Here is a 20,594-nt window from a genome sequence, read left to right on the forward strand (position 1 = left end):
CCACCACTCCCCTCGCCGCGTGCCAACGCCCTTGTGCCGCACGGCTGTCCACACTATGGACAGCGTGTGTGCGGCACAAGGGCGTGCCGTGACGGCCCGGGGGCGCGCGGTCACAGACGCGGGTCGACCGGCTCCGACTCCAGCGCCAGCACCCCGAACACCGCCTCGTGCACCCGCCACAGCGGCTCCCCGTCGGCGAGCCGGTCCAGGGCCTCCAGGCCGAGGGCGTACTCGCGCAGCGCCAGGGACCGCTTGTGGTTCAGGAACCGCCGGCGCAGCCGGTCGAGGTTGTCCGGCCGCGTGTATTCGGGGCCGTAGACGATCCGCAGGTACTCGCGGCCCCGGCACTTGACGCCGGGCTGCACCAGCCGGCCGTCCGGTCCCCGGACCAGCGCGCCGAGCGGCTTGACGACCATGCCCTCGCCGCCCCGGCCGGTCATCTCCAGCCACCAGTCGACGCCCGCGCGGACCGACTCGGGGTCGCCGGTGTCGACGTACAGCCGCCGGGTGGTCTGCAGCAGACCGGTGCCGTCGTGCTCCACCATCCGGTCGATCAGGGCCAGTTGCTCGTCGTGCGGGAGCGCGGCGAGGCTGCGGCCCTGGACCGCCAGCAGCTGGAAGGGGGCCAGCCGGACCCCGTCCAGCCCCTCGGTGGTCCAGCAGTAGCGGCGGTAGGCGTCCGTGAACGCGGCGGCGTCGGCGGCGCGTTCCCGCTGCCGGCCGAGCAGGCCGCCGACGTCCGCGCCCCGGGCGGCGGCGGCCTCCAGCGCGGCCAGCGCGTCCGGGAACACCGCGCCCGCGGCGGCGCCGACAGCCGCGTACTGGCCGCGCAGCAGCCCCGAGGCCTTCAGCGACCACGGCATCAGCTCGGCGTCCAGCAGCAGCCAGTCCGTGCGGAGCTCCTCCCACAGCCCGGCGTCGGTGACCGCCGAGCGCAGCCGGCCGAGGATCTCCTCGGTCACCTGCGGGTCGTCGAAGAACGGCCGCCCGGTACGGGTGTAGAGGGAGCCGGTGGGCCCTCCCCCACGCTCGGCTTCGCTCGCGCGGGAGGTACCCCCGACCCCGAAGCGCTTCCGAGCCGTCTCCGCGTCCCGGCACACCAGGGCCACCGCCCGCGAGCCCATGTGCTTCTCCTCGCACACCACCCGCGCGACCCCGTCCCGCGCGTACTGCGCGAAGGCCTCCTCCGGGTGCTCCAGGTAGCCATCGATCCCGGAGGCCGCCGTGGGGGCCATGGTCGGCGGCAGGTACGGCAGCAGGCGCGGGTCGGTCGCGAAGCGGCTCATGACCTCCAGGGCCGCCGCCGCGTTCTCCTCGCGGACCGCCACCATGCCCGCGTGCCGCGTCTCCACGGCCCGCCGGCCGTGCACGTCCGCCAGGTCCAGCGGCCGGCCGTCCAGCCCGCCGGGCGCCTCGGTGCGCAGCGGCCGCGCCGGCTCGTACCAGACCCGCTCGGCCGGTACGTCGACCAGCTCGCGCTCCGGCCAGCGCAGCGCGGTCAACTTGCCGCCGAAGACGGCACCGGTGTCCAGGCAGATGGTGTTGTTGAGCCAGGTCGCCTCGGGCACCGGGGTGTGGCCGTACACCACGGCCGCGCGGCCCCGGTAGTCCTCCGCCCACGGGTAGCGCACCGGCAGCCCGAACTCGTCGGTCTCGCCGGTGGTGTCGCCGTACAGGGCGTGCGAGCGGACCCGGCCGGAGGTGCGGCCGTGGTACTTCTCGGGCAGGCCTGCGTGGCACACCACGAGCCGGCCGCCGTCCAGGACGTAGTGGCTGACCAGTCCGTCCAGGAACTGCCGGACCTCGGCCTTGAACTCCTCGCTCTCGCCGTCCATCTGCGCGACGGTCTCGGCGAGCCCGTGGGTGTGCTGGACCTTGCGGCCCTTGAGGTACCGGCCGTACTTGTTCTCGTGGTTGCCGGGCACGCACAGGGCGTTGCCGGACTTCACCATCGACATCACGCGGCGCAGCACGCCGGGGCTGTCCGGGCCGCGGTCGACCAGGTCGCCGACGAACACGGCGGTACGGCCCTGCGGGTGCACCCCGTCGGCGTAGCCCAGCTCGGCCAGCAGCGCCTCCAGCTCGGCGGAGCAGCCGTGGACGTCGCCGATGATGTCGAAGGGGCCGGTGAGGTGGGTCAGGTCGTTGTACCGCTTCTCGGTGACGACGGTGGCGCGTTCGGCCTCCTCGGTCCCGCGCAGCACGTGCACCTTCCGGAAGCCCTCGCGCTCCAGGTGGCGCAGCGAGCGGCGCAGTTCGCGGATGTGCCGCTGGATGACCCGGCGGGGCATGTCCGCCCGGTCGGTGCGGGCCGCGTTCCGCTCGGCGCAGACCTCCTCCGGGACGTCCAGCACGATGGCGATGGGCAGCACGTCGTACTTCCTCGCCAGCTCGACCAGCTGGCGCCGGCTGTCCTGCTGCACGCTGGTGGCGTCCACGACGGTACGGCGGCCGGCGGCCAGCCTCTTGCCGGCGATGTAGTGCAGGACGTCGAAGGCGTCCCGGGTGGCGCTCTGGTCGTTCTCGTCGTCGGAGACCAGGCCGCGGCAGAAGTCGGAGGAGAGCACCTCGGTGGGCTTGAAGTGGCGGCGGGCGAAGGTGGACTTGCCGGAGCCGGAGGCGCCGACGAGGACGACGAGGGAGAGGTCGGTGACGGGGAGGACCCGTCCCTCGTGCTGGGTGTCGGTCATGCCGCCTTCGCCTCCTTCTGGTTGCCGATCGTGAAGGTCGCCATCTGGGTGGGCGGGCCCACCTGCGGGTCGTCCGGGCCGACGGGGGTGAAGACGACCTCGTACCCGTGCCGTTCGGCGACGGCCGTCGCCCAGGCGCGGAACTCCTCGCGGGTCCACTCGAAGCGGTGGTCGCCGTGCCGGACATGGCCGGCCGGCAGGCTCTCCCAGCGGACGTTGTACTCGACGTTCGGTGTGGTCACGACGACCGTGCGCGGGCGTGCGTGCCCGAAGACGGCGTACTCCAGGGCGGGCAGCCGGGGCAGGTCGAGGTGTTCGACGACCTCGCTGAGCACGGCGGCGTCGTAGCCCTTGAGCCGGTTGTCGGTGTAGGTGAGGGAGCCCTGCACGAGCCGGACGCGGGCGGCCTGCCGTTCGCCCATGCGGTCCAGCTTCAGCCGCCGGGCGGCGATGGTCAGGGCCCGCACCGACACGTCGACACCGACGATCTCGGTGAACCGCACGTCCTTGAGCAGCTCCTGCACCAGCTGGCCCTGCCCGCAGCCGAGGTCGAGGACCCGGGCGGCGCCCGCGGCCCGCAGTGCCCCGGTGACGGCCTCCCGGCGCTGTACGGCCAGCGGGGCGGGCTTCTCCTCCGTCCCGGTCTCGTCCTCGACCGCGTTGTCGATGTCGTCGACCGCGTTGTCGATGTCCTCGACCGCGTTGTCGATGTCCTCGACCGCGCTGTCGTCGGCCTCGGCGAGCCGCACCAGCTCCAGTCGCTCCCTCGCCTGCCGGGTCAGCGACCAGCGGCGGGAGAGGTAGCGCCTGGTGATCAGCTCCTGTTCCGGGTGCTCGGACAGCCAGCCCTCGCCGGCCCGCAGCAGCTTGTCGACCTCGTCGGCGGCGACCCAGTAGTGCTTGGCGTCGTCCAGCACCGGCAGCAGCACGTACAGGTGGCGCAGCGCCTCGGCGAGGGTCAGCCGGTCGGACTCCAGCAGGAGCCGGACGTACCGGGAGTCGCCCCACTCCGGGAAGGCGGTGTCGAGCGGGACGGGGTCGGCGGTGACCGTCCAGCCGAGCGGTTCGAAGAGCCGGCGTACGAGGTCCGGGCCGCCGCGTGCGGGCACGGCGGGAACCTCGACGCGCAGCGGCAGCGGGGCGGCGGCCCGTTCCGGGCGGGCGGTGCACACCCCGCGCAGGGCGCTGGAGAACACACCGCTGAGCGCGACGGCGAGGAGCGAGGAGGCCGCGTAGGGGCGGTCGTTGACGTACTGCGCGAGGGCCGCGTCCGGGGCGCCGCCACGGCCCTTGCCCTTCCCGCGGCGGACCAGCGCGACCGGGTCGATCTCCAGCAGCAGGGCGGCCGTGCACCGCTCGGCGTCCGCCTCGGGGTAGAAGACGTGGGCCGTGCCGTACGAGGTGGAGAACGCCTGTGCCTTCCCTGGGTGCTTGTGCAGCAGGTACCCCAGGTCGGTGGCCGGGTTCGCGGCCGTACCGGTGGTGGAGATCGTCAGGAACATGCTGTCGAGTCTCCTGGGTCCCGAACCCCCTGACCACCGGTTTTCCGCGGGCCACCGGCCTCTTGCGCGACGCGCCGCCCGGGGCCGCTCGCTCAGGACCCGTCGTCGGCGATCTTCCGGGCGTTCGCCATGGCCCGCTCGTCGGCGGCCCGCCGTGCGTCCAGCGCCTTCTTGTTCCTGGTGACGGCCGTCTTCTGCGCGCGGCTCTCGACGGCGTGCACGGTCTGGATGTAGCGGGTGTCGAGTTTGCACCGCGCGTCCGCGACGGCGGTCTCCTTCTCCTTCGCCGACGGCTGCGCACCGCGGAACCAGTCGCTGTCGGTGGACGCCTCGTCCGGGTCGGGGTAGTGGAAGCCCTTCTCCTTCATGCAGTCCGACCACTCGCGGTCGGCCTTCTTCCAGGCGTGGTCCTTCCGTGCCTCCTTGTGCGCCTGGTACCAGTACTGGGCGGCGAGCGAGTAGGGGCCGCTGAGCCGTATGCCGCCCACCTTCACGGGCTTGGGCTCGGGGCCGTAGATCTTCCGGAGCGCCTCGCCCATGCAGCCCTGCTTCGGGACGGGGTTGCCGTGCGCCCGGTGGCTCTCGCCGGGCTGGAAGGAGCCGGTGAGAGCCGCGTACTGGTCGGCCGGCCACTCCATCGGCTGGGTGTCGGACTCCTCCCGCCGCGTGTTGTGGTAGCCGTGCTCGGCCGCCAGGTCCGGATCGTCCACCCCGTACGGGCTGTCGTCGCCGACCTTGCTGCTGCCGACGAGGCTGCCCTGCCGGACCGGGTAGGTCGACTCCACGCTCCTGATGCCGAGCGTCCTGAACCCGGTGAATCCCAGCCGGACCATGCACTGCCTGGCGAGGATCCACTGCGCCCTGCCGACGGCCTTTCCGTCAGGGGACTCCGCGTCCGGCAGGTAGGCGCTCAGCGGCAGCGACTTCATGGTGTTGAGGCGGCGGGCCTCGTCATCGGGGTCGTCGCCGCCGGCGAACTGGCACGCGGACACGGCGAGCAGGCCGGTCAGAGCGAGGGGGAGGATTTTACGCACGCGGTCATAGGACCAGCCGGAGATCATGTGCGCTGTGATGGAAGCCACAGTTCCGCCACACGGTGCGCACAGGAGACCCATGTGATCTCCGTTACGGCCGCACGCGTCCGGACCTGATGGAGTGAGCCCCCGTCAACTGACCAGTGACTGAAGGGGGAACCATGACCCACGGCCAGGGCTTCCGGATCCGCAGAACCGCCGCCGTCGCGACGGCGGCCGGAGCCGTGCTCGGCGCGGGCGTCCTCGCGACCGCTCCCGCCCAGGCGGCCGCGGCACCGTCCGCGGTCTCCGCCCCGCGCTCCGCCGCGGCGGCGCCGCAGGTACCCGCCCAGGGCGCGTTCGCGCTGAACGCGGCCACCGGAAAGCAGCTGTTCGGCAAGGCGCCGGACGCACGGCTGCGGACCGGCTCCACCACGAAGATCATGACGGCGCTGGTGGTGCTGTCGCAGCGCAACGTGGACCTGAAGAAGAAGGTCAAGATCAAGAAGGAGTACACCGACTACGTCATCGACCCGGTGACGCAGCTCCAGCGGTACTCCAGCGCGAACCTGATCCTCGGCGACTCGATGCCGGTGGGCGACCTGCTGTACGGACTGATGCTCCCGTCCGGCTGCGACGCGGCCTACGCGCTGGCGGACACCTACGGCACGGGCTCGACGACGGCCCAGCGGGCCAAGTCGTTCATCGGCAAGATGAACAGCAAGGCGCGGGAACTCGGCCTGAAGAACACCCACTTCGATTCCTTCGACGGGGTGTCCAACGGGAAGAACTACTCCTCGCCCCGGGACCTGGCCAAGCTCGCCCGGACCGCACTGACGAACAAGACGTTCAAGAAGGTCGTCGGCACCAAGGTCTACGACGACATGAAGTCGTACCAGCCCGGCGGCGGCACGCACGCCATGAAGCCGTGGAACAACTCCAACAAGCTCCTCACCTCCTACCGGGGTGCGATCGGCGTGAAGACCGGCTCCGGGCCGGAGGCGAAGTTCTGCCTGGTGTTCGCCGCGACGCGCGGCTCCAAGACGGTCGTCGGGACCCTCCTCGCGGACACCTCGCCGGACCAGCGCTTCAAGGACGCGGCGAAGATCCTCGACTACGGCTTCAGCCAGCGCGGCTGACCGGGTCGGTACCGGCCGCCGTGCCGCGGAGGCGTTCGGACAGCGCTCCGGCCGTCCCACCGAGCGGCACGGCGGCCAGGACCAGGCGTCCGTCGGGGCCCCGGCGGGGCCGCCCGGCCGGGACCGCGGGGTAAGCCACAGGGCCGGTCACCGCCTCGTCACGGCCGGGCGGGGGGGGCGGTCCGCTGCCGGCCGGTTACGACAGTTGCGACTGGACCTGGGCCGAGATCAGCTCCAGGTGGTCCAGGTCGCCGAGGTCCAGGATCTGGAGGTAGATCCGCCGGGAGCCGATCTCGGCGTACCGGCCGATCTTGTCGACGACCTCGGCCGGGGAGCCGGCCAGCCCGTTCGCCTTCAGCTCGTCCACCTCACGGCCGATCGCGGCGGCGCGGCGGGCCACCTCCTGGTCGTCCTTGCCGACGCAGACGACGAGCGCGTTCGAGTACGTCAGCTCGTCCGCGTCCCGGCCCGCCTGCACCGCTGCGTCCCGGACCCGGCCGAACTGCCGCGCGCTGTCCTCGACCGAGGCGAACGGGATGTTGAACTCGTCGGCGTACCGGGCGGCCAGCCGCGGGGTACGGGTCGCGCCGTGGCCGCCGATGAGCACCGGGACCTTCTTCTGGGCGGGCTTGGGCAGCGCCGGCGAGTCGGTGAGGTCGTAGTACGCGCCGTGGAAGTCGAAGGTCTTGCCGACCTCCGTCGCCCACAGACCGGTGACGATCGCGAGCTGCTCCTCGAGCCGCGCGAACTTCTCCTTCGGGAACGGGATGCCGTACGCCTTGTGCTCCTCCTCGAACCAGCCCGCGCCGAGGCCGAGTTCGACCCGGCCGCCGGACATCTGGTCGACCTGGGCCACCTGGATGGCGAGCACGCCGGGCAGGCGGAAGGTGCCGGCGGTCATCAGGGTGCCGAGACGGATGCGCTTGGTCTCGCGGGCCAGGCCCGCCAGGGTGATCCAGGCGTCCGTGGGGCCGGGCAGCCCGTCCACGCTGCCCATGCGGAGGTAGTGGTCCGAGCGAAAGAAGGCGTCGAAGCCAAGGTCCTCGGTGGCCTTCGCCACGGTGAGCAGGGTGTCGTAGGAAGCCCCCTGCTGGGGCTCGGTGAAGATTCGAAGGTCCATGCACCTATCCTGCACGGCGCCGGCCGGGGGCGGCACGGCGGTACGGTCCGGCGCGGCCCTGCCCGACCGGGTGAAATTCGTCCGTCCCGCGCACGGGTCTCGCGTCGGGCCGGTGACCGGCCCCGGCGATGATCGTTGGGCCGTCGGAGCCGGACCGCCCGGCGCCCGCGCCGGACGGTGTCCCGTCGCGCGTCACCGCGCCGGCCCGGCCGGGCCGGGGGCAGAGGAGGCCGTCGTGTCCGAAGAGTCCGTTCCCCAGCAGGGAGCCGCCACCGGCCGCCCGAAGGGGCTGCTGGAGCAGATGGAGGAGCTGATGGCGGCACTGAACGCGGACCTGTCGGCCCTGGCGGACCTCCAGGCGGGGACGCCGGCACGGGGGACGGCGGACGAGGCGGACTGAGCGGCTGTGGGGGGCGGCGGGTGAAGCGGGCCGAGCGGCTGTGGGGGGCGGCGAGTGAAGCGGACCGAGCGGCTGTGGGGGGCGGCGAGTGAAGCGGACCGAGCGGCTGTGGGGGGCGGCGGACGAGGCGGACCGAGCGGCTGTGGGGGGCGGCGGACGAGGCGGACCGAGCGGCTGTGGGGGGCGGCGGGTCGGTGACCACTCCGTGGGCGCGGTCACCCCCACGCACGGTCGTCGGCGCGGCTACCCGCACGCTCCGACGTAAGCCCGACCGTCTCCCGCACCCCGCCGTCAACCCGGCCGGCCTGACACTGGGACGCCTCCCCGACCGTCCCCGCACCCGGCCATCAACCCGACCGCCTGACACGCGGACGCCTCCCTGACCGTCCCCGCACCCGGACATCAGCCCGGCCGTCCCCCGCACCCGGTCGTCAACCCGGCCGCCTGACACGCGGGTGTCCCCCCAGGCCGGCCCCGCACACGGCCCTCTGGGGAGGACGCCCTCGGCGTGGCGGCCAGCCGGCCGGGCATTCGTCGTTCGCCGTTCGCCGTTCGCCGTTCGTCGTTCGTCGTTCGTCGCGGTCGCCGGAGCGGTCGTAGACGGCCGGGCGCTCCGCTCCCCCGCTCTCACACGCCGGAGGGGCTGTCCTGGGCGTCCTCCGGTAACACCTCTTCGCGGGCCGCCAGTTTGCGCAGCATCTCCAGGACGCGGTCGCGGGACTCGTCGGCCGCGTCGATGGCCTCCATGCACTGCCAGTACGTCGTCTCGTCGGCCGCGGCGCTGGCCATGCCGACCAGGGCTATGCCGACCTCGCCGAGCAGGCCGCCGAGGCAGAGCAGGGTCTCCCGGGCGTCGTCCAGCCGGGTGAGCTGGGCGGCGCGCAGGTCGCCGGGGTCGAGTTCGGGCGGGTCCAGAACGCCGCAGCCGCGGCCCGCCAGCTCGGTCAGCCCCAGTGCCTCGCCCCGCAGCTCCGGCGGGCCGGAGACCGCGAGCCGGCTCCCGATCGCCTGCGCCAGGGCCGAGGCCTGCCAGACCTCCGCCATCATCTCCGCCGTGTCGGCGCCGCCCGCGAGGGCTCGCCTGCTCGTGAGGATCAGCCGTACCGCATCCATGTGGTGCCCCCGTCCCTCCGCCGCGCCGTCCGCACGACCGCCGGCTGACTGCACTCGATTGTTCACTACCCAGAGTGAGGGTCCGTGGGACGAAAAGCCAGAGGAAGACCGAAATCTGTGGACAACAATTCGGATTCGACGCCGAATTCAGATACGGAGAGTAATAACGGAACTCAAGACTCCGGCTGTTGCTCCCCGTCATCTCCCTCGGCGCCCGGCAGGGGGAACCGGCCTTCGTTGCGGTCGATCTTGGCGGCCAGGGCGGCCAGCGGGTCGATGCCGAGGACCTCGCAGAACTGGAGCAGATAGGCGAGGACGTCCGCGACCTCGTCCCTGACCCGGTGCGCGGTGCCGGGGTCGTCCATCACCCGGGCGGACTCCTCCGGCGTCAGCCACTGGAAGATCTCGACCAGTTCGGAGGCCTCCACCGAGAGGGCGGCGACGAGGTTCTTGGGGGTGTGGTAGGGCTGCCAGTTCCGCGCGGCGGCGAACTCGGCCAGCCGGTGCTGGAGTCGGGCCAGGTCGGGGTGTTCCGTCACGCGTCCAGGTGTACCACCGTGACGCCCGGTGTCCCGGCGGCCCAGGAGGCGTCCTGCACCGCGGCGACACACCGGATGTGTCCCCGCTCCCCCATGCGCCCGGCCGTCCGCAGCAACTCCCGGCGCTGACGGGGGTCGAGGCCGCGGTCGAAGCAGTCGGCGAGGACGGTGAGGGTGCGCAGGGCGTCGGGCACCTCCCCCGGGGCGTCCAGGTCCAGCACGTCCGGACCGGTCAGCAGCACCAGTGCCAGCGCGAGATAGCGCAGTTCGCCGTCGCCGAGGCGGGCGAGTTCGGTGCGGAAGCCGTCGCCGCGGTCGAGCAGCGCCCGTACCGTGCCGTCGGCCAGCGGCTCGGCGACCAGATCGGTCACCGGGCCGGCGCATCCCTCCCGCAGCGCCTCGACGAGCTTGCCGTGCCGCCGGGCGCACTCGGCGCGCGTGCGCCACAGGACGTCGGCGAGGTTGTCGCAGCCGGGCAGCAGCCGCCCGGAGCCGGTGGGTACGGGGGCACGCATGCACTCGGGGCGGGGGTCGCAGGGGAAGACGGAGCGCAGGGCGACGACCATCTGCTCGGCCGCGGCGAGCACATGGCGCTGGCCGTCCGTCTTGCCGGCCACCCGCAGCGGGAGCAGGGCCGTACCGAGGCGGTCGTCCGGGAGCGGGGCACGGGTCACCGGGGCGGAGCCCGCGGTGTGCCAGGCGGCCTGGACGGTACGGCGGCCGGGGTCGCGCAGTGCGCTCTCCAGCAGGACCACTCCGCGCGCGGTCAGCCGTTCGCCCACGATCCGCAGCTCCGGTTCGGCCTGTACGGCGAGGTCGAGCCGGACCGGCCCCTCGGCGCCGTCGGCCGTACAACCGATCCGGAAGCCCCGCCGCCGCCCGGCGTCGGGACGGGCGCGCTCCGGCACGCGGGCCGCGGGGTCGGGGAACGCCTCGGCGAGACAGGCTCCGCCGCCGAGCCGGGCCAGCGCCTCGTACGCGGCGAGCGCGGTCGTCTTGCCGGATCCGCTGGGCCCCGCGAGCACCGTGACGGGACCGAGCGGGAACGCGGCCCGCCGGTGCCCGGCGAAGGCCGACAGCCGCAGCTCGGTGATCCGGGAGCGGATGTCGAGCGGCGGACGGGACCGCGCGGGGACGGCGGCGACGGACGCGTCGGCCGCCGGAGACTCAGCGGACACGGAGGGCACGGCCATACCCGGACCGTAGGCCCGCGCCCGCGCGCCGAACCGTTTCACTGCCGGGACGTTCCTACGATCGGGGGACTGGCGGCGTCCGGCGGCCCCGCGGACCACACGTCGGCGGAAGACGAGGATCCTGTGGCCGTCAGGTGATGCTCCTGTGGTCGTTGTCGGTGCTCACCGCTACTCTGCCCGGGTGCAGCACCGGGAACCGAAGGCGCCACCAAGGGCCGAAGGCATCACCAAGCACCGAAGGCTCCACCAAGGTCGTCGGCGCCGCCAGGCACCGCCCGCGCCGCCCGCACCGCCCCAACGCACGCCGGCACCGCCAAGCCACGCCGGCGTCACCGAGGGGGCCGAGCCGCCGAGGCCGACAAGCCCGGGGCGGTGCCGCAAAGACAAGGCCGGGTTCGGGCGGGACGGCGGAGGCGTGAACCGATGGGGTGGGACGGGGGCCGGCGGTGCGGCCGTTCAGCCGCCCGAGATCCCCGCCCCCTCCATCAGGCCGCTGACCTCCGTGCCGGGCGGGGTCAGGAGGAAGACGTTGCGGTCCACGCGGTGCATCCCGCTGCCCAGACCGAAGACGACGCCGGTGCTGAAGTCGAGGACGCGCTTGGCCACGTCGCCCTCCGCGCCGGACAGGTCGAGGAGGACCGGCACCCCGGCCATCAGGGTCTCGGCGACCTCGCGGGCGTCCGCGAAGACGTTGACGCGCAGGACCACGAACCGGCGCCGGGTCTCGGTCTCGGCGTCGGGCAGCGAGCGGTGGTTCACCGCGGACGGCCAGGCGTCCCGGCCCCGCAGCGGCACGACCTGGGCGAGCCCTTCCCACTGTTCATCGGTGACGTCGTAACGGCTCACCGGCTCCCCCCGACCTGACTCGCACTCAATCCCTGCACCAGCCAATTCTTACGCCAAGTCACCCGTTCGGCCCAACAACGACACGGTGTGCGACCGGAGGATGAGGCTGCGCGGGAGAATTCCGATTGAAATATGTCCGGGATTCAGCCGGTTCTTACCAGGTTCATACCTTGCTCTTCACCGGCCTCCGTGCCCCGCTCACCCGTCACCGATAGCGTCCGGTGCCGTGCACTTGGCAGAAACACAGCAGGTGACACCCGGTCGGCGGACATCGTCGGCGGTGTCCGCCGTCCCGGGCGCCCGTGCGGGGGCCCCGGACGGGCCCGCGCAGTGGCACCGCGTACTGACACTCCTCGCGGACGTGAGCCTGTTCATCGGCACGCGGTCGGTGTGGACCCAGGCGGCCAGGCACCAACTGGTCCTCGCGGGTGTCGTCTCGGTCTGCTACGCCTCGATCCTGGTGACCGGCGTACTGGCCCTGACCGTCCGCCGGACCCGCTCGCTGGCCCGTCTGGACCTGGTGGTGCTGGCGACCGCGGTCACCCTGACCCTGTGCGCCTGGGCGCTGAACCACGCCGGCGGCGACGAGGCCGCCCTCACCACGCAGGCCGCGCGGGAACTCCTCGCCGGCCACCCGGTGTACGGGCAGCCGTGGCCCTGGCTGTTCCACGCCAAGGGCGTCGCGCTGACGCCGACCATAGACGGCGGGTACGACTTCACGTACGGCTATCCCCCGCTGACCCCGCTGCTCACCGCCCCGCTGCTGTGGCTGGGCCACGGCGGCGCCCCGGCCACGGCGGCGGCGACGGTCGCGCTGGTCGTGGGCGCGGTGGTGCTGTGGCGGCTGCTGCCGGTGCCGTGGCGCTCGGCGGCGACGATGGTGTGCCTGGGCTTCGGTTTCCTGCCGATGTACGCCCGGCAGGGCTATCCGGCGATCGTCGGCCTGGCGCTGCTGATGCCGGTGGTGGTGCGCTGGCCCCGGCTCGGCGCGCGGGGCCGGCTGGGCGCGGCCGGGGTCGCGCGGGCCGCGTGCCTGGGCGCCGCGTGCGCCGCCCAGCAACTGCCGTGGTTCGTCACTCCGTTCCTGCTGGCCGGGATCTACGCGGTGCGGCGCGGCGAGCTGGGCGGGCGGGCGGCGGCGCGGGTGGTGCTGCGGATCGCCGGGATCGCCGTGCTCACCTGGCTGCTGGTGAACGCCTACGTCGCGGTGACCGAGGCCGGCCGCTGGCTGGCGGGCATCGCCCTGCCGCTGACCCAGGGCGCGGTGCTGCACGGCCAGGGTCTGGTGGGCGTCTCGATGTACTTCACCCACGGCAGCGACCGGCTCGACTGGTACGGCCACGCGAGCGTGCTGCTCGCCGCCGGTCTGCTGGCGGTGTTCGTGCTGTTCGTGCGGCGGCTCGGGCCGGCCGCGACCGTGCTGCCCTGGTGCGCGTTCTTCCTGGCGACCCGGTCCCAGGACGGCTACTACCTGATGATGACCCCGCTGTGGCTGGCGGCGGCCGTCACCGCGCCGCTGCCGGAGTTCGCCCACGCCTGGCAACCGCGGCCGCGGCCGCTGACCGGACCGCGCCGCCGGACCGCGCTGGCCGCGGCCGCCGCGGCGCTGCTGGCGCCCGCGCTGGTGAGCGCGGCCCTGGCGGCGACCGGGACACCACCGCTGCGGATGGACGTGACGGCGGCCCGGCGCACCACGGCGCGGACGCTGTCCGGGCTGACCCTGCGGGTCACCAACACCGGCGGCACCGCGCTCACCCCGCACTACATGCTCACCACCGGCCAGGGTTCGAGCCGGTACTGGTCCCTGGCGCAGGGCCCGGCCACGCTCGCCGCGCACTCCACGGCGACCGTGGAACTGCGGGCGCCGGGGGGCGGTTTCGCGGTGCCGGCGACGAAGGACTCCCGGCTGCGGCTGCGGGCCTTCACGGGAAGCCCGCAGACGCTGTCCACCCGGGACGTGCGACGGGCGGAGCTGGGCCTCAGGCCGCCGCGCGGGTGAAGCGGAGCGCGGCCGTCACGGTGGTGAGGCCGCGCATCATCCCGAGCTGGTTCCAGCCCATGCCGAACTGGTCGCGGTCGACGGTGAACTCCGTCTCCAGGGTCAGCGCCCCGTCGCTCGCACCGGCCAGGCGGGCGGTGAGGGACAGGGGCCGGCCGACGCCCCGGACGGTCAGCTGCCCGGTGACCCGCACCTGGTCGCCGCCCTGCCGGTCGGCGCCGCGCACGGCGAAGGTGATCTCCGGGTGGCGGTCGGTGTCGAAGAAGTCGGCCCCCCTCAGGTGGGTGTCCCGCTTGGCGTTCCCGGTGTCCAGGGAGGCCGCGTCCAGGGTGACGGTGCCGGTGACCGAGCCGTCGGGCCGGACCTCGCCGGAGCCGCCGATGCCGGCGAAGGTGCCTTTCACGGTGACCAGGCCCCAGAAGGTCCGGTGCCGCAGGCCCACGGTGGACGCGGTCGGGTCGAGCTGCCAGAGGCCTGTTTCCACGGCGACGGTCATGGTCGTACTCCAGGGGGACGGATCGGGCTCCATGGGTGATCCAAATTTGGATGACCTGGGACCACGGTAGCCACTCATCCAAATTTGAACAACTGTCGGCGCTCGTAGACTCGACCCATGTCCGCCTCCGACACGCCCGCCACCGACCGGCCCGCCTGCCCCCTCACGGGCGGCGAGGGGCTGCTGCCGGACGAGCTGCGCGCCTGGATGGTGCTGCTGGCCGCGACGGGCGCGGTGGAGCAGCGGCTGCGGTCGGCCGTGAAGGAGACCCTCGACGTCTCCCACGACGAGTTCCTGATCCTGTGCCTGCTCGCCGAGCAGCCGCGCACCGGACTGCGCATGACCCGGGTCGCCGACCTGCTCGGCCGCCCCAAGACCCGCCTCACCTACCAGATCGCCTGCCTCCAGCGGGCCGGTCTCGTCACCCGCACGTCCGTGTGCGGCGACAAGCGGGGCGTGCAGGTCGCCCTCACCGACAAGGCCCGTGACCAGCTGCGCGAGACGTCCGCCCGGCTCGCCGGCACCGTCCGCCAGGCCCTCGCCGACTCCATCGGCCCCGAGCAGCGCGCGGCCGTGTGCGCCCTGGTACCGGACCTGGAGGACGAGACCCGCTGAGCCTTGGGGCGGGCCCCGGGCGACCGGAGCGGCACAGGTCACAACCGCAAGAAGAGAAACCTCACAGCCTCCGTTCCGCCTGGGCTCCACCGGCCTGCCCTAGCATCCGAGCCATGACGGTCCTGCCTGACGACGGGCTCTCACTGGCCGCCGAGTTCCCTGACGCCACACACGAGCAGTGGCAACGCCTGGTCGAGGGCGTACTGCGCAAGTCCGGCAGGGAACGAACCGGCGCGGCAGCTGAGGACGCCCTGTCCACGACGCTGGAGGACGGGCTGCGCACCCGGCCCCTGTACACCGCGCGCGACGGCGCGCCCGACCCCGGTCTGCCGGGCTTCGCCCCATTCGTGCGGGGCGGCCGCCCGGAGGGTTCCCTCGCGAACGGCTGGGACGTACGGCAGCGGCACACGGCACTCGCCGACGGCACGGACGGCGCCGTGCTCGCCGACCTGGAGAACGGCGGCACCTCCCTCTGGCTGGTGCTGGGCGAGGGCGGCATCCCGCTCTCGGAACTGGGCCGCGCCCTCGACGGCGTCTACCTCGACCTGGCGCCCGTCGTGCTGGACGCCGGCCGCGACACCGGGCAGGCCGCCGAGGCGCTGCTGCGGCTGTACGCCGAGAGGGGCGTGGCGGCGGAGGACGTGCGCGGCAACCTGGGCGGCGATCCGCTCGGGTACGAGGCCCGCACCGGCACCCCGCTCGACTTCGCGCCGTACGCCGCGCTGGCCGCGCGCTGCGCCGAGGGGTACCCGGGGCTGCGCGCGCTGACCGTGGACGCGCTGCCGTACCACGAGGCGGGCGGCTCGGCCGCGCAGGAGCTGGGCGCCGCGCTGGCCACCGGCGTGGCCTACCTGCGGGAGCTGACGGAGGCGGGGCTGACGGTCGAACAGGCCGCCGGGCAGCTGGAGTTCCGCTACGCGGCCACCGCCGACCAGTTCCTCACCATCGCCAAGCTGCGCGCGGCCCGCCGGCTGTGGGCCCGGGTCACCGAGGTCTGCGGGGCGCCCGGCGCCCAGGTGCAGCACGCGGTGACCTCGCCGGTGATGATGAGCCGCCGCGACCCGTGGGTGAACATGCTCCGTACGACGGTCGCGACGCTCGCCGCCGGGGTGGGCGGCGCCGACTCGGTGACCGTGCTGCCGTTCGACCACGCGATCGGCCTGCCCGACGCGTTCGCCCGGCGGATCGCCCGCAACACCTCGACCATCCTCATCGAGGAGTCCCACCTGGCCCGGGTCATCGACCCGGCGGGCGGCTCCTGGTACGTCGAGCGGCTGACGGACGAACTCGCCGAGGCGGCCTGGCAGTTCTTCCGGTCCGTCGAACGCGACGGCGGCCAGGCGGCCGTCCTGCGCTCCGGCCGGCTGCGCACCGACCTCGCGACGACCTGGGCGGAGCGCTCCAAGCGGCTCGCCAAGCGGCGCGAACCCATCACCGGCGTCAGCGAGTTCCCGCTGCTGTCCGAGAAGCCGGTCGAGCGCGCGGCGGCGCCCGAGCCGCCGTCCGGCGGTCTGCCCCGGGTGCGCCGCGACGAGGCGTACGAGGAGCTGCGCGCCCGTTCCGACGCCCACCTGGCGGCGACCGGCGCCCGGCCCCGGATCTTCCTCGCCACGATCGGCTCGGCCGCCGAGTACACCGCCCGCGCGACCTTCGCCGCGAATCTCTTCCAGGCCGGCGGCGTCGAGCCGGTCACCGAGGGCACCTTCGAGGAGAGCGGCGCGACCGAGGCCGTGCTGTGCTCCAGCGACGCCCTCTACGCCGAACATGCCGAGGAGACCGCCGCCGCGCTCAGGGCGGCCGGTGCCCGGCACGTGTTCCTGGCGGGCCGGGGCGACTACTCCGGCATCGACAGTTACGTCTTCGCGGGCTGTGACGCCGTGGACGTCCTGTCCGCGACCCTCGACCGCATGGGAGTGTCCTGATGGGAATCCCCGACTTCTCCGGCATCGAGCTGGGGACCCCGGTCGGCGACGCCACCGACGGCGAGTGGCGTGACGCCCTGAAGCGGGCCACCGGGGGCTCCGAGCCGGTGTGGGAGACCCCGGAGGGCATCGGGGTCAAGCCGCTGTACACCGGCCGCGACCTGGAGGGCCTGGACTTCCTGGGCACCTACCCGGGCATCGCGCCGTACCTGCGCGGCCCGTACCCGACGATGTACGTCAACCAGCCCTGGACGATCCGCCAGTACGCGGGCTTCTCCACCGCCGAGGAGTCCAACGCGTTCTACCGGCGCAACCTGGCGGCCGGACAGAAGGGCCTGTCGGTCGCCTTCGACCTGCCCACCCACCGGGGCTACGACAGCGACCACCCGCGCGTGACGGGTGACGTCGGCATGGCGGGCGTGGCCATCGACTCGATCTACGACATGCGCCAGCTGTTCGACGGGATCCCGCTGGACAGGATGACCGTGTCGATGACGATGAACGGTGCCGTGCTGCCGGTACTGGCGCTGTACATCGTGGCGGCGGAGGAACAGGGCGTACCGCCCGAGAAGCTGGCCGGAACCATTCAGAACGACATTCTGAAGGAGTTCATGGTCCGCAACACCTACATCTACCCGCCGAAACCGTCGATGCGGATCATCTCCGACATCTTCGCGTACACCTCGCAGCGGATGCCCCGCTACAACTCCATCTCCATCTCCGGCTACCACATCCAGGAGGCCGGCGCGACGGCCGACCTGGAACTGGCGTACACGCTCGCGGACGGCGTGGAGTACATCCGGGCGGGCCGGGAGGCGGGCCTGGACGTGGACGCGTTCGCGCCCCGGCTGTCGTTCTTCTGGGCGATCGGCATGAACTTCTTCATGGAGGTCGCCAAGCTGCGCGCGGCCCGCCTGCTGTGGGCGAAGCTGGTGAGGCAGTTCGACCCGAAGAACACCAAGTCCCTGTCGCTGCGCACGCATTCGCAGACCTCCGGCTGGTCGCTGACCGCGCAGGACGTCTTCAACAACGTCACGCGCACCTGTGTCGAGGCGATGGCGGCGACCCAGGGCCACACCCAGTCGCTGCACACCAACGCCCTCGACGAGGCGCTCGCGCTGCCGACGGACTTCTCGGCGCGCATCGCCCGCAACACCCAGCTGCTCATCCAGCAGGAGTCGGGCACCACCCGGGTCATCGACCCCTGGGGCGGCAGCGCGTACGTGGAGCGGCTGACGTACGACCTCGCCCGCAAGGCCTGGGCGCACATCCAGGAGGTGGAGCAGGCGGGCGGCATGGCGCAGGCCATCGACGCCGGCATCCCCAAGCTGCGCGTGGAGGAGGCCGCGGCCCGCACCCAGGCCCGCATCGACTCCGGCCGGCAGCCGGTGATCGGCGTGAACAAGTACCGGGTGGAGAACGACGAGGCGATCGAGGTCCTCAAGGTCGACAACTCCTCCGTACGCGCCCAGCAGATCGAGAAGCTGCGGCGGCTGCGCGAGGAGCGGGACGAGACGGCGTGCCGGGACGCGCTGGACGCGCTGACCCGGGCCGCCGACGGCGACGGCAACCTGCTGGAGCTGGCCGTGCGCGCGGCCCGCGCCAAGGCGACCGTCGGCGAGATCTCCGACGCCCTGGAGAAGGTGTACGGGCGGCACGCGAGCCAGATCCGTACGATCTCCGGCGTGTACCGCAACGAAGCAGGCCAGTCCCCGTCCGTGGACCGCACCCGCGCCCTGGTGGACGCGTTCGAGGAGGCCGAGGGGCGCCGGCCGCGCATCCTGGTCGCCAAGATGGGCCAGGACGGCCACGACCGGGGCCAGAAGGTGATCGCGACCGCCTTCGCCGACCTCGGCTTCGACGTCGACGTCGGCCCGCTGTTCCAGACGCCGGAGGAGGTGGCCCGGCAGGCGGTCGAGGCGGACGTCCACGTCGTCGGGGTGTCCTCGCTGGCCGCCGGTCACCTCACGCTCGTCCCGGCGCTGCGCGAGAAGCTCGCCGAGGAGGGCCGCGAGGACATCATGATCGTGGTCGGCGGGGTCATCCCGCCGCAGGACGTCCCGACGCTGCGGGAGATGGGCGCGGCGGAGGTGTTCCTGCCGGGGACGGTGATCCCGGACGCCGCCCACGACCTGGTGAAGCGGCTGTCGGCCGACCTCGGCCACGAGCTGTAGCGCCGCCATGGCAGCGATCGATCTCGACACGTACGTGAAGGGCGTGCTCGACGGCAAGCGGGCCCTGGTGGCCCGCGCCATCACACTCGTCGAGTCCACCCGACCACAGCACCGGGCGCTGGCGCAGCAGTTGCTCACCGAGCTGCTGCCGCACAGCGGCCGGGCGCGGCGGATCGGCATCAGCGGGGTCCCCGGTGTCGGCAAGTCGACGTTCATCGACGCGTTCGGCACGATGCTGACCTCGCTGGGCCACCGGGTGGCGGTCCTCGCCGTCGACCCCTCCTCCACCCGCACGGGCGGCTCCATCCTGGGCGACAAGACCCGGATGGAGCGCCTGGCGGTCGACCCGGCGGCCTTCGTCCGACCCTCCCCGAGCGCGGGCACGCTGGGCGGGGTCGCGAAGGCCACCCGGGAGTCGATGGTGGTGATGGAGGCGGCCGGCTACGACGTGATCCTCGTCGAGACCGTCGGCGTCGGCCAGTCCGAGACGACGGTCGCCGAGATGGTCGACTCCTTCCTGCTGCTCACGCTGGCCCGCACCGGGGACCAGCTCCAGGGCATCAAGAAGGGCGTGCTGGAGCTGGCCGACGTGATCGCCGTCAACAAGGCGGACGGCCCGCACGAGCGCGACGCCCGCGCCGCCGCCCGCGAACTGGCGGGCGCGCTGCGCCTGATGCACGGCAAGGACGCGTTCTGGACCCCGCCGGTGCTGCACTGCAGCGCCCGCGAGTCGACCGGCCTCGACACGGTCTGGGAACGCCTGGAACAGCACCGCACGCTGCTCGACTCCACCGGCCGGCTCGCCACCAAGCGCCGCGACCAGCAGGTCGGCTGGACCTGGGCGATGGTCCGCGACGAGCTCCTCGGCCGCCTGCACTCCGACCCCGCGGTCCGCGCCACGGCCCCGGACCTCGAACAGCAGGTCAGGGACGGCCGCCTGACGGCGACGCTGGCGGCGGAACGGATCCTGGCGGCGTTCGAGGCCCGCACGCCGTCCACGCCCGGCGACTGAACGGCCGGGCCCGCCGCGTGGGTGGACGCGACGGGCCCGCCGCGGGGGTGGACGCGACGGGCCCGGCGCGGGGGTGGACGCGGCGGGCCCGGCGCGGGGACGGCGGCCCGGAGCGGGTTTGGCGCAAACCGCTCCTGGCGACCGTCGTCCTGGCGTGACCTGGACGGCGAACCACCCTGGATCGACCACGACCGGCCGGTCGACCCCCTGCACATCATGCGCGCCGCCGAGGCCACGAACCGGTCGCCCCAGGCAGTCCTCGCCCGGCTCGAAGAGCTCGGCCTCAGGCTGCACGACGCGGTGGCGCTGAGCCCCTGAGGCTCGGTCGGTGTCGCCGCCGGCCCGGGGCCGGCGGCGACGTGTCTCACGCGTACCGGCGTTCGCCGTCGCCGTCCAGCGGGGACCACCACTGGTCGTAGTTGGTCGAGCCGTCGCCGAAGAAGCCGGCCCGGCCCTCGACGATGCGGCCGTTCTCCCAGCGGAAGACCTGTATGCCGTCGGCGTCCAGGACGTCGTAGGGGGAGGTGCTGCCGTCCGGGGCGCCGGGGCGGACCGCGTGGACCTTGACCACGTCCATGCACTCGTTGCCGCTGATCATGGAGGTGACCAGCTCCACCTCGAACTTCCCGCCCGCCGCGTCCGTCAGTGCGCGCCGGAAGGCGAGGAGGGCGTCGAGGCCGACGTGCCAGCCCGCCTGGGCGTGGCGGCCGGGGACCGAGAAGCGGACGTCCTCCGACCAGTACTTGGCGGCCTCCTCCCGGTCCAGGGAGACGAGGGCGACGTACGCCTTCTCGACCAGTTCGGGGGTGATCTCGGTCATG

Annotated in this window: 18 protein-coding genes; 8 read left to right on the forward strand and 10 right to left on the reverse strand. The window is 73.2% G+C overall.

Annotated elements, in window-relative coordinates:
- Window positions 1–110: 110 nt before the first annotated feature.
- From ACZ4VF_RS06820 to ACZ4VF_RS06830, 3 genes are all read right to left on the reverse strand, one after another.
- Entirely contained in the window at window positions 111–2,690 is a 2,580-nt protein-coding gene (locus ACZ4VF_RS06820; RefSeq protein ID WP_467923560.1) for a polynucleotide kinase-phosphatase, read from the reverse strand.
- The gene (locus tag ACZ4VF_RS06825) at window positions 2,687–4,192 is read right to left on the reverse strand and encodes a 3' terminal RNA ribose 2'-O-methyltransferase Hen1 (RefSeq protein ID WP_467923561.1); all 1,506 of its coding nucleotides are present in this window, start codon (window positions 4,190–4,192) and stop codon (window positions 2,687–2,689) included. Before ACZ4VF_RS06825 ends, ACZ4VF_RS06820 begins: the two co-directional genes overlap by 4 nt.
- 92 nt (window positions 4,193–4,284) lie before the next feature.
- A complete protein-coding gene (locus ACZ4VF_RS06830) occupies window positions 4,285–5,226 on the reverse strand; it encodes a hypothetical protein (protein ID WP_467923562.1) in 942 nt (313 codons plus the stop codon).
- Between the two features lie 161 nt (window positions 5,227–5,387).
- Here ACZ4VF_RS06830 and ACZ4VF_RS06835 point away from each other — a divergent pair, with 161 nt between their 5' ends.
- Window positions 5,388–6,344 (forward strand): D-alanyl-D-alanine carboxypeptidase family protein, encoded by a 957-nt coding sequence (locus ACZ4VF_RS06835; protein ID WP_467923563.1) that lies wholly within the window; start codon window positions 5,388–5,390, stop codon window positions 6,342–6,344.
- Between the two features lie 196 nt (window positions 6,345–6,540).
- On the opposite strand, the gene ACZ4VF_RS06840 is transcribed toward ACZ4VF_RS06835, so the two are convergent.
- Window positions 6,541–7,464: an LLM class F420-dependent oxidoreductase gene (locus tag ACZ4VF_RS06840; protein WP_467923564.1), complete on the reverse strand. Its 924-nt coding sequence runs from the start codon at window positions 7,462–7,464 to the stop codon at window positions 6,541–6,543.
- Between the two features lie 235 nt (window positions 7,465–7,699).
- On the opposite strand from ACZ4VF_RS06840, the gene ACZ4VF_RS06845 reads away from it, so the two are divergent.
- Window positions 7,700–7,864 carry a hypothetical protein gene (locus ACZ4VF_RS06845; protein WP_467923565.1) on the forward strand — a complete coding sequence of 55 codons (165 nt, stop codon included), beginning with the start codon at window positions 7,700–7,702 and terminating at the stop codon, window positions 7,862–7,864.
- A gap of 627 nt (window positions 7,865–8,491) precedes the next feature.
- Here ACZ4VF_RS06845 and ACZ4VF_RS06850 read toward each other — a convergent pair.
- The 4 genes from ACZ4VF_RS06850 to ACZ4VF_RS06865 all read right to left on the reverse strand — a co-directional run bounded on the left by ACZ4VF_RS06850 (window position 8,492) and on the right by ACZ4VF_RS06865 (window position 11,555).
- Entirely contained in the window at window positions 8,492–8,977 is a 486-nt protein-coding gene (locus ACZ4VF_RS06850; RefSeq protein WP_467923566.1) for a DUF6099 family protein, read from the reverse strand.
- 173 nt (window positions 8,978–9,150) lie between these two features.
- Window positions 9,151–9,516: a nucleotide pyrophosphohydrolase gene (locus ACZ4VF_RS06855; RefSeq protein ID WP_467923567.1), complete on the reverse strand. Its 366-nt coding sequence runs from the start codon at window positions 9,514–9,516 to the stop codon at window positions 9,151–9,153.
- Entirely contained in the window at window positions 9,513–10,709 is a 1,197-nt protein-coding gene (locus ACZ4VF_RS06860; RefSeq protein WP_467923568.1) for an AAA family ATPase, read from the reverse strand. The genes ACZ4VF_RS06855 and ACZ4VF_RS06860 overlap by 4 nt, the downstream gene beginning before the upstream one ends.
- Before the next feature lie 456 nt (window positions 10,710–11,165).
- Window positions 11,166–11,555, reverse strand: a complete 390-nt coding sequence (locus ACZ4VF_RS06865; protein ID WP_189298640.1) for a cell division protein SepF — start codon at window positions 11,553–11,555, stop codon at window positions 11,166–11,168.
- 280 nt (window positions 11,556–11,835) lie between these two features.
- Between ACZ4VF_RS06865 and ACZ4VF_RS06870 the strand changes: the two genes are divergently transcribed.
- Complete coding sequence (locus ACZ4VF_RS06870) at window positions 11,836–13,554, forward strand: hypothetical protein (protein ID WP_467923569.1); 1,719 nt, start codon at window positions 11,836–11,838, stop codon at window positions 13,552–13,554.
- Here ACZ4VF_RS06870 and ACZ4VF_RS06875 read toward each other — a convergent pair.
- Window positions 13,535–14,050 (reverse strand): YceI family protein, encoded by a 516-nt coding sequence (locus ACZ4VF_RS06875; protein WP_467923570.1) that lies wholly within the window; start codon window positions 14,048–14,050, stop codon window positions 13,535–13,537. The genes ACZ4VF_RS06870 and ACZ4VF_RS06875 overlap by 20 nt on opposite strands.
- A gap of 117 nt (window positions 14,051–14,167) precedes the next feature.
- On the opposite strand from ACZ4VF_RS06875, the gene ACZ4VF_RS06880 reads away from it, so the two are divergent.
- The 5 genes from ACZ4VF_RS06880 (at window position 14,168) to ACZ4VF_RS06900 (ending at window position 20,091) form a co-directional block, all read left to right on the forward strand.
- Window positions 14,168–14,665 carry a MarR family winged helix-turn-helix transcriptional regulator gene (locus ACZ4VF_RS06880; protein WP_467923571.1) on the forward strand — a complete coding sequence of 166 codons (498 nt, stop codon included), beginning with the start codon at window positions 14,168–14,170 and terminating at the stop codon, window positions 14,663–14,665.
- Between the two features lie 113 nt (window positions 14,666–14,778).
- A complete protein-coding gene (locus tag ACZ4VF_RS06885) occupies window positions 14,779–16,587 on the forward strand; it encodes a methylmalonyl-CoA mutase family protein (RefSeq protein ID WP_467923572.1) in 1,809 nt (602 codons plus the stop codon).
- The gene (gene scpA, locus ACZ4VF_RS06890; RefSeq protein WP_467923573.1) at window positions 16,587–18,761 is read left to right on the forward strand and encodes a methylmalonyl-CoA mutase; all 2,175 of its coding nucleotides are present in this window, start codon (window positions 16,587–16,589) and stop codon (window positions 18,759–18,761) included. Before ACZ4VF_RS06885 ends, scpA begins: the two co-directional genes overlap by 1 nt.
- Before the next feature lie 7 nt (window positions 18,762–18,768).
- Window positions 18,769–19,773, forward strand: a complete 1,005-nt coding sequence (gene meaB, locus ACZ4VF_RS06895) for a methylmalonyl Co-A mutase-associated GTPase MeaB (protein ID WP_467923574.1) — start codon at window positions 18,769–18,771, stop codon at window positions 19,771–19,773.
- 21 nt (window positions 19,774–19,794) lie between these two features.
- On the forward strand, window positions 19,795–20,091 hold the full coding sequence (locus ACZ4VF_RS06900; protein ID WP_467923575.1) for a wHTH domain-containing protein: 297 nt from the start codon (window positions 19,795–19,797) through the stop codon (window positions 20,089–20,091).
- A 46-nt stretch (window positions 20,092–20,137) separates the two neighbouring features.
- Here ACZ4VF_RS06900 and ACZ4VF_RS06905 read toward each other — a convergent pair whose 3' ends face one another.
- Window positions 20,138–20,593 carry a nuclear transport factor 2 family protein gene (locus ACZ4VF_RS06905; protein WP_467923576.1) on the reverse strand — a complete coding sequence of 152 codons (456 nt, stop codon included), beginning with the start codon at window positions 20,591–20,593 and terminating at the stop codon, window positions 20,138–20,140.
- Window position 20,594 lies beyond the last annotated feature (1 nt).

Source organism: Streptomyces sp. NPDC029151 (genome assembly GCF_055564315.1).